The organism is Sphingomonas xinjiangensis, assembly GCF_014199255.1.
GTDB classification, from domain to species: Bacteria; Pseudomonadota; Alphaproteobacteria; order Sphingomonadales; family Sphingomonadaceae; genus Sphingomonas; species Sphingomonas xinjiangensis.
The window spans coordinates 239165-253039 of sequence record NZ_JACIJF010000005.1; the positions used below are offsets into that span (position 1 = coordinate 239165).

Here is a 13875-nt window from a genome sequence, read left to right on the forward strand (position 1 = left end):
TCCAGGGCTTGCTCCTCGGCCTGGTGGCCGCGGCTTCGTGTGCGGCTGAAGTGAGCGCACAAGTTGCACAGCCTCTCTGGAGCGGTCCTGCCTCGCCTTCCTGGGCGGACGCAGAATCGCTGGTGATGGAAGGCATATACGAGGGTGACGCCTTCGCGCCCAAGACCATCCACCTGCCCGAAGTGCCCGCCGCGCCGGAGGTGCCGATGCTGCCTATGCTCGACAACTTGCTGCCGGTCTTCGACATGCGCGCGTTCGGGAGCGAGGAGCGCGTTACCGCAATCCGGGTGACTGATACCGTTCGCATCAGCTGCAAAGCCGGTCGGCGCCCCGCGGGCGTCCTGCTCTCGACCACGCATCGCTACCCACGCGGCATGATGGCGGAGCTTGTACTGAAAGCGACTGGAAGCGGCACCTTCGGCGCGTCCTTGATTGCCCCGGGAAGCGATGCACCGGCACCGCCGCAAGGGCTGCTGGGGACTGCGGCCCAATTGCGCTTGCCGCCAAATGGCGCAGCGGACATCGTCTTGACCTGCCCAGGCGATGGAGGCGAGCTTGTCCTCCACAGCATCAACATAGCCCCCCTTCCAAGCGCCTCAACGGCGCGCGGCACGTGGGTCTGGGATGCGGCGGAGGCCGTGCGCCACCCCGAAGCGTTCGCCCGCAGCCTGGCTGCTCGCGGCATGACCGAAATCGCGCTTCAGGCACCGCGCGATCCGATCCACGTTCCGGCGGTGGCAAGCGCGCTGGCTCGCAACAAGATCGACATGCTGCTGGTCGAAGGTGATCCGGGGATGACGAGTTCGGCCGGCCTTGAGATCGCGGTCGCCCGGGTGAAGCGCATACGCTCGGCCTTTCAACGCGCAGGCCTTCCGCTGCCGCGCCTGGAACTTGATATCGAGCCCTATGGCGCGGCCGATTACGCCGGCCATCCTGGGGCGGCATGGGGTCGCTGGGCCGTGGCCATAAAGGTGCTGTCCGACGTTTGGGGCAGTCGAGTCCTTGTGGATGTCCCCTGGTGGATGCTGCAGGTGCCGGGCGGCGAAGCCGCCCTGGAGCGCGCGCAGCCGGTAATTTCGACGATCGTCGTCATGGCATATCGAACCGACCCGCACGCCATCTTGGCCATAGCGGAACCGTGGCTGTCGAGAAGAACACCGGTGAAGATAGCGGTTGAAGTCGGTCCGGTCGCGCCGGAGGTGCAGCGGATCTACCGGCGCGCGACACAAGGTGAGTTGGTCATGATAGGAGATCGCGCCGCGCTGTTCGAAACCTCCGCACCACGGCCGGGGGCGGACGCGGTGTTCCACTTGGTACGCGAAACGCAGAGCGATCCGCGCCGGATAAGCTTTCGAGGCCGAGAAGAAGGCCTTCCAACTGCCGAGCGCACCGTGGTGCCGTTTCTGCGCTCCTGGCCGAACTATACCGGCTTCAGGGTGCACGGACTAGGCGAAGGTGCGCCATAACGACCCTCGTCAAAGGTCACCCGGCCAGCGGGCTCAACATGAAAGAGGTGCACCCACAATAAGGGGACTGACGTCCGAGCCGGCAGCGCCTGCCAATTGCGCCGACATCGACTGCAAGCGCGCCGTGCGGTCTGAAGGGGCCCATGTCTCCAGTCCAACTTCGAGCTGAGCGGCAAGCCGGCCAAGTTCAGCATCTCCGAACATTGCCGCAGTGCCAGCCAGTTGATGCGCCAATCTGGCTAGTTCCTGAACCTCACCATCTTCGATGATCTTAAGGCGTGCGACAGCTGCGACCCGGGCAAGCGTGCCTTCCTTCCGCTCGCGGTAGCGATCGCTCAAGCTCGGCTTTTGCACGGGCTCAGTGAGGAGTATCGGCGCAGGCACAGCCGCATCCAAGGTAGGTGAAGAGATCGACAGAAGGCGCATGAGCGCACGCTCCATCTGTCGCTCGTCAAGCGGCTTGGCCAGATGATCGTTCATGCCCGCAGCGATGCAACGTTGAAGGTGCGCCGGCTGTGCACTGGCAGTCAGGGCAATGATCGGAATCTCAGCATATGGGCCGTCACCAGCCCGGATGGCGCGGGTGGCCGCGAAGCCATCCATCACCGGCATCTGACAGTCCATCAGCACCAGGTCGAAGTTGCCACCACAGACTGCAGCCACCGCCTCAGCACCATCGCATGCAAGCGCTACTTCAAGATTGTATCGCGTAAGCGTCGCAAGCATCAGATCGCGATTGAGGTCGACGTCGTCAACCACAAGGATCCGCTTTCCTGCTAGATCCGCGAGACCCCGCGGGCGCTCGGATGCGCTGCCGTCCGGCCTCTCGGTAGCGGCTGCCAACGGAACCTCAAACCAGAAGGTAGATCCTTCGCCCAGCTTGCTGGTCACGCCCATGTCGCCGTTCATGAGCTCGATCAGCTGCCTGCTGATGGCCAGACCCAGGCCGGTGCCGCCGTAATGCGCTGCGATCGCCGGCCCCGCCTGAACGAAACGGCTGAACAGGCTGTTCACTCGGTCTTCGGGGATCCCCGATCCAGTGTCGCGGACTTCGAAGCGAAGTTTCAGATCTGCGCCCGTGTCCCCGACCGGCCACACGGAAAGCGTCACGGAGCCGTCATGCGTGAACTTGACCGCGTTCGATAGCAGATTGAGCACCACCTGCCGAAGTCGGCTGCTGTCCGCATTGACCCAGGTCGGAACGTCGGGACTGAGCAGTGCGAGGAGTTTCACGTCCCTGGCCTTGGCTTGCGGTTCCATCAGCTGGACCGCCTCACGGGCGAAACCAGGCAGGTCGAACGGCGCACAATCCAGCTCCAACCCGGCAGCTTCGAGCTTCGAGAAATCCAGAACGTTATCGATCACTCCCCGCAGCGCCTGACCGGCACTGTGGATCAGCTTGACGCGACGTCGTGTCTCCTCATGGAGTTCCGGCGCTTCCGTCAGCAGGTGCGAGAAACCGATGATGCTATTCAGCGGAGTCCGCAGCTCGTGGCTCATGTTGGCCACGAAGTCGGACTTTGACTTGACGGCCCGCTCTGCCTTCATGCGCGCTTCTGCCAACGCGTCTTCCCGCCTTTTGCGCTCGGTGATGTCGCGAACAGCATCAATAAAGCCGCTTGGGCTCTCGTTCACCCCATCGTGAAGGATCCCGATGCTTGATTCCAGCCATATCCACTCCCCATCCGCACGTTGCGCCCGCCAACGCACAGGTTTGGCGCTGCCAGACTGAAGGAGCACGGCATACTCCTGCTGCAGCTGGGGAAGGTCCTCTGGATGCACGAAATCAAAGGCACGCTTATTCAGGACATCGCTGGGGGAGAGACCCAGGATCCTCTGGCATGCCGGGGAAATGAAGGTAACACGACCCTTGATGTCGGTCGTGGTTATCATGTCGGTCGCGTTCTGCGCCATCAGGCGGTAGCGGTTCTCCGCCTCGCGCTCATTGGTCATATCTTCGATCTGGGCGATCAGGTGTTGGGGAGAGCCGTCTTCCGCTTCTACCCGGGAGACGCAGAGCCGGACCCAGACATCGCGTCCGTTCTTGTGCACGTATCGCTTGTCGAGCTCGAAGCTGGCGATTTCTCTCGCAAGCAGCCGCTTAATCTCGGCCTCGCCAAGCGAAACATCGGCGGGGTGAGTCAGCGAGCGGAAGTCACGCTCCTGAAGCTCCTCGACCGAAAAGCCGACGATCCTTGAAAACGCCGCATTAACGCGGAGAAATCTGCCATCGAGCCCGACCAGCGCCATTCCGATCGGCGCGTAGTTGAACGCGTTCTCGAATTGCGCCGCCTTTTTTCGCCGCTCTGAAATGTCGTGAAGGAGCGCGGTGAACTCCCAGCTGTCGCCCAGACGCGTAGCATTGATCGCAAGTTCGACCGGGAAGCGCGCGCCGCTACGATGCAGCGCCTGAACCTCGATCGTCTTGCCGATGAGGGTTCCTTCGCCTGTTTCGACAAACCGCCGCATCGCCGACCCGTGCGGGGAACGCATCTCGGGAGGAACGATCAGCTCCGCCAGATCCAGGCCGAGCGCCTCCTCTTCCGACCAGCCAAAGGTCAGTTCCGCTTGCCGGTTCCAGCAAGTGATCACCCCTTCGGCGCTCATCGTGACGATCGCCTGTTGGGCATTCGCGATGATGCCTGCCAGGCGCTGTTCTTTGGCGCGAAGGCTCGCCTCAAGCTGCAGTCGCTCGCCGACCTCGGAGGAAAGCCGGGACGCAGCCTCGGTTCGCTCCTCCAGCTTCTGTGCTGTGTGCTGGAAACGAAGCTGCTTCCCCATTTCGGCGGCCAGCACCGTCGTCAGCAGCCGAAGGGCATGTACGTCGTCTTCATCGAACCCGTTTGGCGCGTCGGAGCAGATCTTCAGAACACCCACAGCCTCACCGCCTTGCAGGAGCGGGGCGCAGATCATCGACCTGATCCTCGTCCGCTCGCATGCGACCGCGTTGACCCGAGGGTCGCACGACGTGTCATCACAACGAAGCAGCTGCTTGCGCTCCACGCACAGGCCGGAGAGGCTCTCAGCTAGGGGAAGTCTTAGCCCCTTGAAGCTCGACAGGGATGTGCTCGATGCGCGATACACCATCTCGTCACCCTCTACGAGCTCCAAGACCGACGCAGTGGCGTTCACTAGCCGATCGAGCTCCTCGATCACCATGTGCATGAACTGGTCGAGGTCGAGCTCGGCCTCTGCAAGCCGCGACTGCACCAGGGCTAGCGCTTCGAGGCGCCGCACGCGTTCGTGAAGAGTGCTTGAGGATTGCTGTTCCTGAACATAGCCCATAGCTGTCTTTATAGCAGAGGGCTTTTCTGCTGTGGGCCGACCATTTGATATTGTGACATTATCTGGCTCAGCGAACGCAGTCCGCCGCCTGAGGCAAGCCGCGCCTCCCTTCTACGAGATCCCAGCAGGTTGGCTATTCTAGCCGGAATCGCGCCGCGTCGAACTAGCCCTTATGCCCCCGGTGGCACGCAACCGCCTCTCGCTACGCTAGCTGCGGCTCGTTTACAGCTTTATGTTATCGGGAGGCGTGGCTGGAAGGGCGAATTCGCTCAGCCTCGGCGATGCCGGTGGGAAGAAGGCTGCTTCGGACGGCAGCAACCAGACCGAAAATTTCTCCAGAGACAATGGTTCTTAGGACAATTGACAGCCTCGCGTGCCGTTCACATGTCCGTCTTCACTGGGTCGTTTATCGGCAGCAGACGAGCCGTTTCACTGAGGGAGGCGAACGGGTGTTGGCGTTCGTGATCAGCGTCAGGGTGCTCGAACGGCCGGGATCCCGCGCTTAGCCAAGCGCGCACGGGCGCAAAAAGCCCGCAAGGTCTTTTGGATTGCCACGCATAGTGAGCCGGTGAAGTGCAGGTGCCATAGGCCGTATAGCGGATTGTCCCGTCGCACTCGGGCCAGCGGGCACTCAGCTGATGACGAGCGCATGCAGCGAGGGCAGCGGCGGCAGGATTGCGCTGCAATCGTTGCCAGGAACTATAGTTGTCCATGGTCGATCCGAATACCGGGCCGGTGGCGCCGAGCAGCTTCGGGTGCGGACAATCGCGGCGCAAGGCAGGTCGCGCGGCATGGCGGAAAGCCTGGGCTCGTCCAGAAAAGGGCCGAGCACGTTGAGAAAGGCGACAAAATGTCGTTCGGAGCGGAATAGATCATCGATGTCCCGCACGGCGACTCCATCGATGGGCTAAACGGGGCACTCCCTTTCGTGCAGGGGCATAGCGCGATGTATCTAAGTTGAACTTGCACCGAGCACCCATTGCAGCGCCGATTCAAACTGCCGTTGAACGAGTTCCTCCGTAGTCTTACGTAAGTAGTTGTGGTGGCTGAGGTTTAATTCCTTCTTCAACCATCTTGGAGCAGGCGGGCGCTTATGCCGGGCTCTCCATCCCTCGCGGTCCAAGCAGGACAGCGCAACCAGTTCGTCACAAGGGTGGCGATGCCGGCGCTTGCTGCAGTGTTCGTCCTCGCCGGCATTCTGGCCGCCGTCATGCTGCTGTCCGCAGGTCAGGCCAATCAACTTGCCGCGGGCCGCCAGGAGTTGCTGGCTGGAACGGTACTCAAGCAGAGCATGGCTCAAGTCGCGCACGATCAGGAGGCGGTGACTGTCTGGGACGATGCAGTCCAGGAGGTCCGTCGACTTAGCCCCGATCCCAATTGGCTTGATGCCAATCTGGGCATCTGGCTTCACACATACTATCGCCATGATGAGGCGTACATCATCGACGGGGAGGACCGCCCGATCTATGCGATGGAAGCTGGGAAGCGCGTTCCGCCTCGTCATTTTGCGACGGCGTCCGCGATCGCCGAGCCGCTAATCGCTGTGCTCCGGCACAAATTGAGTAACCTCGACCGCGCGCAGATCGAGTCACAGCGAAGTCCAGGCGCCGTCGATTTAGCGTTGGTACGCAATCACCCCTCGATTGTTAGCGTCAAACCAATCATCTCCGAGTCCGGTTTGCAGCCGCAGGTGCCGGGTCGCGAATATCTCCACATCAGCGTCCGTTACTTGGATCGTAGCTTCGCCGCCGATCTGGCGCAGGAATACCAGTTGGATGCCGCCCGGTTCGAAACGGAGGCGGCGCCGCTTGCGCGTGAACGCGCTGTTGCGCTTCGCTCAAAGAGCGGAAGACCCCTTGGCTACTTGGTGTGGCAGCCCTTTGGGCCGGGCGCGCTGATGATCGAACGTATGGCTCCCGTGGCCGCCGGCGCGTTGTTGCTGATGCTCGCAATCGTCGCGTGGCTGCTGCAGCGTACCCGCCGGAGTATGCTTCAGTTGGAAGCCAGCCAGGCGCAATCGCAACATCTCGCATTTCATGACGCGCTTACTGGTTTGGCCAACCGGGCGCTTTTCGATGAGCGCCTTACGCGAGCCTTGGCGCAGGCGCAGCAACGCTCCGGCTCTGTAGCGCTCCTGTACTTTGACCTTGATCGCTTCAAGCATGTGAATGACACGCTGGGTCACCCTGCGGGCGATCAACTCATATGCGAGATGGCCAGAAGGCTCGTAGACTCCACGCGCTCCACCGACATCGTCGCGCGCATCGGTGGCGATGAATTCGCCGTCATTCAAACCAACATCAACTCGGTTGCTGAGGCCGAGCTGCTATGCATGCGGGTGGTGGAAGCGGCGTCCGAGCCCTTCGTCCTTGCCGGCAACCAGCTGAACGTCGGCGTGAGCATCGGCGTGGCACTCAGTCCAAAAGATGCCAATGACCGGACTGAGCTTGCCCGTAAGGCAGACATCGCGCTCTACGAAGCGAAAGCCGCAGGACGGGGCCGCTATGTCTTCTTTGCCGAGCACATGGACGACAGCATTCGCCACCGCCTCGACGTCGAGCGGGACCTACGGGCCGCGCTCGCGGCGGGCGACGAGATGAGAGTTCTGTACCAGCCCCTATACTCCGCCCAAGCGGGTAAGATCACCGGCGCGGAAGCACTCGTCCGATGGCATCATCCACAAAAAGGCCTCATGGCTCCCTCTACGTTCATCCCTGTTGCGGAATCAACGGGGCTAATCGAGCCGTTGGGGGAATGGGTCCTCGAACAGGCTTGTGAAGCTGCGGTGACGCTGCCGCTCGACTCCATTTCAGTCAACGTGTCAGCAGTGCAGTTGCGGAATACGAAATTTGCCGAGCGCGTGTTCGAAATCCTCGACCTGACCGGTCTGGAACCCTCGCGTCTCGAACTGGAGATCACCGAGACGAGCTTCATCGAAAGCGCGGCAACCTGTCAACCCAACCTCGACCTGCTGCGAAAGAGCGGCATCCGAATCGCACTTGATGATTTTGGAACCGGCTACTCGTCCTTCAGCCACCTTTGTCACTTCGACATTGACCGTATCAAAATCGACCAAAGCTTCGTCAACGCGATTGACGTCCGCGAGGGCGGCAGCGCGATCATTCAGGCCATCGTCGACTTGGCCAAGGCGAGCGGAATGCAAGTCACCGCCGAGGGCGTTGAAACTTCGGAGCAGCGCTCGTTCCTCCAAAAGGCGGGCTGCAATTCCCTTCAAGGCTATCTGCTATCGCGCCCCGTGCCTCTCGAACAACTGACCGGCATGCTTGTTCGCAGCAAAGGCATCCGAATTGCCGATGCGGTGGAGATCTCGGATCTTGAAGCTAGTCGTGCCTGAGTCGCCAGACGGCTATCGATTCGAGATCTAACCGGTACCGCGTACGGTACCGCAAGCATCGGACCCCCGCCGGCCTTTTTTATGTGCAAACTCTGAAGCGTGGCACTGACACCCGCGGAAATTACGAGCTGCCGACGGATCGGTCGGCTTGATAAGGCCCGTGACGATCCGGAGTGATCGACAAACGCTGCCTTAACCATTTTCCACCAAGCCCAGGGAATGGCCAGCTACTCGCTCTCGCGTCTCGTCTGAACTCCGCCCGAGGCATGCACACATACTTGTTTCAGAGCGCAGTTGGCGAAGACCGAGCGCCCTCGCTCCGACGCGTCGTCCGGGAGCGTTCTCGGTCACCGCGAGCCGCTGCGGCTCGTCCCGAGGGTAGCGCAGTACTCAACACAATCGGTGCCGGCGCCCGTTTTGCGGAAAACGAAAGCCTCCGGCGGGCTGTAATCTGCCATGCGTGAGCCAAAGCTTTCTGGCGTTCTGTCGCATCGGCGTCGGCTATCGTCGGCGATGATCCAACTCGCTGGCCTATGCGCCCTGGCGCTCACCATTACAGCAATCCTCCTAGGCTCATTGGTCGCGCGCATGGATGCGAGCGCGGCTGCGGAAAAGCAGCGCATGGTGCGGGGAGCCCTCAATCGGGAGCTCGACAGCGTAGCTTCGACTGCCTCTGACTATTCGCGCTGGGACGACGCAGTAGATCACCTCTACGGCAGTGTTGATCTGCCGTGGGTGCGTTCCAATTTTGGAGGAGCGATGCCCCTCTACATCCTGGGAGAAGAAGGGGAGACCATCTATGGATGGCTGCCAGGCGCTTCGGCGGCGCCGCGCCTTGAGTCCGATGCGCCACAAGCCTTCAGGCGGCTGAAAAAGGGCCTGCCTCGATCGGCAGGCGACGCTTACAAGTTCAAAGTCGCACCCGAACTGGTCACCTTCCGCGGTAAGCCCGCGATCTTGGCCGCGTCGCCCGTGGTTCCATTCACCGCAACGCGCAAATTGCCAAGCGGGCCCATGCGCTATGTCGTAGTGGTTCACCCGATAGACGAAGCGCTGCTTTCGAGTTGGTCACGCGCGTACGAGCTCCCCGACTTGGATGTAACGAGTTCGCTAACCGATGAGCAGAACGGCTTGCGCCTAGTCGACCGCGCCGGGCGTCAGCTTGCCAGTCTGACGTGGGTTGCCACTGCCCCTGGCCGCGGTGCCGCGAAGGCATTAGTGCTGCAGCTAACAGGCGCAGCCGCTCTCTTCATATTGCTCTCCGCCCTGCTCGCACGATCGCTGTTCTCCACTCACCGGACTTTGGAGCGGGAGCATCTGGCGGCAATTCAAACCGCGGAAGAACGCGAGCTGGCATGGAACGCCGCTCGAGAGTCGCAGCTCGCTAGCGAAATGGCGTTGTCGCAGGCGCAAGAGGCACAAGCGGAGATCCGCCGGTTGTCCAGCCTCCAGCTGAAAGAGCAGGCTGAACGTCAGCGCGATCTTCAGTCCGCGGCATTCGAAATCGCGGACGTGCTTTCAAGGTCGGTCTCCGGCCTCGCTGGCCAAATGCTTGCACAAGCCGATGCACTCGAAGCAAGCGCGGCCGCAACCGTTCAAGCCGTTGCTATGCAGTCGAGCGAGGCAAAGTCGGCTCAGGAAAACAGCCTGGAGTCAGCGCGCGCAATGCGGACGATCGAGGCCAACGTGCGGGAGCTCGCCGAAGCTACCCAGCATGTCCATGCCGAGACCGTTCGGACGCAGGCGGCGATCACTTCTACCGACAGGGAGTCCGATGAGGCCGTTCAGGCTAACACCCGCCTGTTACACCAGCTTCAGACCATAGACGAAGCATCTCAGTCGATCCGCGAGCTTGCTGTCCAGACGAGGCTTCTTGCGCTGAATGCCGCGATCGAAGCGGCTCGAGCCGGGCCCTCGGGCAACGGCTTCGTGGTCGTTGCTTCCGAGGTGAAGGGGCTCGCCTCGCGAACCGGGCAGATGACGGGGCAAATCGGCGACGGGATCGAACGGGTTCAGATTGCTGCCCGATCGATGAACTCGCTGATCACCAGCATCCACGAGTTGCTTGCAGACGTGAAATCGACGTTCGCCACGACGGCAATCGCAGTGGACCAGCACCAGCAGGGTGCCAGTGCGATTCTGCACATTACTCAGAATGTCACCACTGCGGCTGAGGCTACCAACGAGGCAGTCAGTCGCATCACTGCCGCCCTCATCGATGTGCAGAACCTCGCGGTAGGTACCCGGCAGATCGGAAGCAGCGTCCGCGAAACCGCGCAAAGTCTGCAACTCGAACTCGACGAAATCGTGAAAAGGCTCAAGTCCGCATGACGCACCGTTCATCTTATCTGTTCAGCGTCTGCGGACTGGCGTTTATGTGCGCCCCACCGGCGCTTGCAATGCCAACGGGAGATCCCGAACCGACCGCCGGTGAGCAGACCGCCGAGATAGTGGTCACGGCTCAGCGTCGTCAGGAGCGAGCAGCGGATGTGCCAATAGCGATCACTGCCATCGATCAGACTTTCATCGATAACGCGCGCCTTGATGACGTGAAGGACCTTGTCACCTTCACGCCCGGCTTCTCCGGGAACTCGGACGATAGCTACATCGACGGTCTTGCGATCCGCGGCATCACATCCAACGATTACGGGATTGGCGGCGACCCCTCCATCGGCATTTTCAAGGACGGCATCTACCAAGGGCGCACGGGTTCGGCGGTGACATCGCTCTTCGATCTCCGAGGAGCCGAGGCGCTGAGGGGACCCCAAGGGTTCCTGTTCGGGCGCAACGCAATCTCTGGCGCGATCAGCTTGACGACGAACAAACCGCAGCTCTCTGGGACCAAGGGCCATGCTTATCTCGGGTTGGCCCAAGGAGCCAGGATAGAGCTTGAAGCTGCCCTCAACCTACTGGTGAGTTCAGAAATCGCGATCAGGGTCGCGGGCTTCGCTACGCGCTATGACGGGTGGGTCGACAATGCCTTCACGCCAGACCGCAATGATCGGCTGATGGGAGGAAACAAGCAGGCCGTGCGTGGCTCCGCTCTGTTCGAACGAGGCGCGGTACGGGCCACGCTAATAGTGGAGCATGAGCGCCGCCGTTTGGACGGCACGCCTTACCGGGCGTCGAACGCCGACCGTGAGGTTCTCGACTATGTCAGCGAGGCCATTGGTGAATCGCTCGTCGTGCGAGGCGGCGAGAGGGACGTCGATACCGACCTGATGAATCCGCAGGATCGGGGAGACATCACCTCGTTCACGGCACTGATCGACGCCGACCTTGGTTTCGCGACGCTAAGTTCGCTCACCGGCTATCGCGGTCACCGCTTCTTCTACTCGGAGGATTATGATGGCACGTCGCTGCTGCTTGGCAACTACAAGCAGCGGCAGCATGGCACCTATGCCAGTCAGGAGCTGCGGCTCACTTCGCCGGACGGCGGTGCGCTGACCTGGTCCGCTGGCATCTCCGGCTATCGCGAGACCGTGGCCGCTCGCTTCGAGAATGAGGCTGCCGAGGACCTCGTCTGCCGTGTCGGCTATGGCTACGCGGATTGCGGAGAGCTGACCCAAGATCTTTATGGAGCGGACTACGTGCCAGCGACGGCGGGCGTGCTTGTTGATGTCAACGACGCTCGATCGGACAATCTCGGATTCTCCGCCTTCGGTGACCTGAACTATCGGATCGCACCTCGCCTGCATGTGGGTGCAGGTGTGCGATACAGCTGGGACCAGAAGCATTTCACGTTGAACGTCCTGCCAAGCGCCAGCACGCTAGGCAACATCTGGACGTTCACCTACTTCACCGAAGGCGCAATCGACGCGACGCGCCACTGGTCGGGGGGCACGCCACGAGTATATGCTCGGTATGCACCGTCAGCGACGGTAAACCTCTACGCGAGCCTGACGCGCGGCTACAAAGCTGGTGGCTTTGGCAGCTTTACTGTCGATTCCCCAACGACGATCATCGACTTCGAGGCGGTGCCTGAGGGCACGACGCCCGACGCGTTTGCGCCCGAGAAGATGTGGAGCCGAGAAGTCGGTGTGAAGGGCACCGCATTCGATCGCCGCGTCGGCTTTGACCTTACAGGCTTCAGCTACACCTATCGCGATCTTCAAACCGTGTTCTTCGATACAAAAACCAGGACACAGCAAGTAATCAACGTGGGCCGGGTAAACGGTCATGGTATTGAAGGTGCTATCTCCGGCCAACTCGGCCGCAACGTCGATCTGATAGCGAACGTAAGTTGGAGCCATACGCGCAAAAGCGGAGATCGGGAATGTGACCTCCGCGACTGTGGAGGCTTGGCAAATCCGAAGTGGACTAGCAGCGGCGCGGCGACGTTCCATCAGCCGCTGGCAGACGCAGAAGGGTATCTCCGGGCGGAGTGGAGCTATCAAGGGCGCCGTCGCGAAAGTTTCGACTGGCGCGGCATCACGCGACGGCCCGCAGCAACGGAAGTGAATCTCCGCCTGGGATACAAAGCTGACCAGCGTTGGGAGGCAGTGTTCTACATAGAAAATGTGCTGAACCAGCGCTACCTTCGCGGAGCCGAGAACGGGGGCGACCTGACACCGGCGAACACTTGGGGAGTAGTGCAACCGCGGCGGATCGGGGCGGAGTTGCGCTGGCGCGGCTAAGTGGGGCAGCTTGCCTCGAAGGCACGTCGGCAAGGAGGATCTCGCTGTCCTCGTCACCGACATCCGGTTGGATGTGAGCTAGATGGAGGCGCCGCCGCTCGCACCGCGCGAGAGCAGAAACCAATCCGCTTTGATATACATGACGGGCGACAACACAGCGGATTGGGCTGCTCGACGGGTTCCGAAGAGCATGTTGCTCCAGAAGCCCCTAGCATCAGCGCAGGTCGTTGCGACTATATCGACGCTGCTGACCGCAACGGACAACTCAATTCCGATTGGCTGAGGTCATTACAGGCGTTCGAACAAGCGTCCGCTTATGAGCAGCGCGGCAAGAGCAGCAATGGCAGCTAACGCGCGTTCCCTTTCGAAGGCCGCCAGTCCGCTACCGGTCCACGAGGCGTAGATGAGGGCGCTGCTCTGCTACTCGGCGCTTTGCTGTTCTCAGCGCAGATGACCTAGCCCGCCGTTACGGGCGAGGTTCTGGTTTTCAGCCGTTGAGCCGGTCCTTGGGCACGACATCAATCTCTTCGAACCCCGCATCGCGAAGCCCTTCCTCAAGGATGGTGGCGCGCAGCCCGCTGTCGTCGATAATGGCGATTCGCAACGCTGGCCCCCACGCCTTTCGCATGTGAAGCTAGCCTCCCGGCGCCTGACGTCAACGTTGCGGAGCGCTGGCGCTGGGCGAAGTAGTTCTACGGTACCCGGCGACGTCGCTCTTGAAGCTACCAAGGTCCGAAACGCCTCGAAAAGTGGAAGCGAGGAGCAGCTCGCAGCTTACAGCATTATCCAACCTTGGAGGATGTAGGGCAGCTGCTGCAGCTCGCTTATTATAACGCGCAACTGGAGCGGAGCCGACTAGCGTCCGCGGCCACAAGGACCCAATGCCATTCGCGCCCCGCTTGGCTCTCCCCAAAATTAGGCTTCGTTCACCCCGACGCGACGTGCACAGCCGCTCAAGGCGAAGCACGCGCGGATCTATCCGGGGGAGCAGCCGGAGATCGAGGCCGCAGCCGAAGTCTCAAAGCTCGTGTCGTTCGCGCCAAACGAAAAAGGCGCCCGGTTAGGGCGCCTGATTATATGATATGGTTGGTTGCGGGGACAGGATTTGAACCTGTGACCTTCAGGTTATGAG

The 13875-nt window shown here is 61.3% G+C and carries 6 protein-coding genes and 1 pseudogene; 4 read left to right on the plus strand and 3 right to left on the minus strand.

What is annotated here, in order from left to right:
• Positions 1–50 precede the first annotated feature (50 nt).
• Entirely contained in the window at positions 51–1466 is a 1416-nt protein-coding gene (locus FHT02_RS11145; protein ID WP_184087494.1) for a hypothetical protein, read from the plus strand.
• A gap of 33 nt (positions 1467–1499) precedes the next feature.
• On the opposite strand, the gene FHT02_RS11150 is transcribed toward FHT02_RS11145, so the two are convergent.
• Complete coding sequence (locus FHT02_RS11150; RefSeq protein WP_425506433.1) at positions 1500–4751, minus strand: PAS domain S-box protein; 3252 nt, start codon at positions 4749–4751, stop codon at positions 1500–1502.
• Between the two features lie 631 nt (positions 4752–5382).
• Positions 5383–5640 (minus strand): hypothetical protein, encoded by a 258-nt coding sequence (locus tag FHT02_RS11155; RefSeq protein WP_184087498.1) that lies wholly within the window; start codon positions 5638–5640, stop codon positions 5383–5385.
• A gap of 270 nt (positions 5641–5910) precedes the next feature.
• On the opposite strand from FHT02_RS11155, the gene FHT02_RS11160 reads away from it, so the two are divergent.
• The 3 genes from FHT02_RS11160 to FHT02_RS11170 all read left to right on the plus strand — a co-directional run bounded on the left by FHT02_RS11160 (position 5911) and on the right by FHT02_RS11170 (position 12743).
• Positions 5911–8106 (plus strand): putative bifunctional diguanylate cyclase/phosphodiesterase, encoded by a 2196-nt coding sequence (locus FHT02_RS11160; protein ID WP_246352341.1) that lies wholly within the window; start codon positions 5911–5913, stop codon positions 8104–8106.
• Positions 8107–8619: 513 nt separating this feature from the next.
• Entirely contained in the window at positions 8620–10437 is a 1818-nt protein-coding gene (locus FHT02_RS11165; RefSeq protein ID WP_184087502.1) for a methyl-accepting chemotaxis protein, read from the plus strand.
• Positions 10434–12743 carry a TonB-dependent receptor gene (locus FHT02_RS11170; RefSeq protein ID WP_184087504.1) on the plus strand — a complete coding sequence of 770 codons (2310 nt, stop codon included), beginning with the start codon at positions 10434–10436 and terminating at the stop codon, positions 12741–12743. The genes FHT02_RS11165 and FHT02_RS11170 overlap by 4 nt, the downstream gene beginning before the upstream one ends.
• A gap of 508 nt (positions 12744–13251) precedes the next feature.
• Here FHT02_RS11170 and FHT02_RS11175 read toward each other — a convergent pair.
• Positions 13252–13347 (minus strand): annotated as a pseudogene (locus tag FHT02_RS11175) (two-component system response regulator); the annotation flags it as partial.
• Between the last annotated feature and the right edge of the window lie 528 nt (positions 13348–13875).

Coding starts and splice junctions, on each gene's coding strand:
- FHT02_RS11150 (WP_425506433.1), bottom strand. CDS start 4,751: ATGGGCTATGTTCAGGAACAGCAATCCTCAAGCACTCTTCACGAACGC.
- FHT02_RS11160 (WP_246352341.1), top strand. CDS start 5,911: ATGCCGGCGCTTGCTGCAGTGTTCGTCCTCGCCGGCATTCTGGCCGCC.
- FHT02_RS11165 (WP_184087502.1), top strand. CDS start 8,620: ATGATCCAACTCGCTGGCCTATGCGCCCTGGCGCTCACCATTACAGCA.
- FHT02_RS11170 (WP_184087504.1), top strand. CDS start 10,434: ATGACGCACCGTTCATCTTATCTGTTCAGCGTCTGCGGACTGGCGTTT.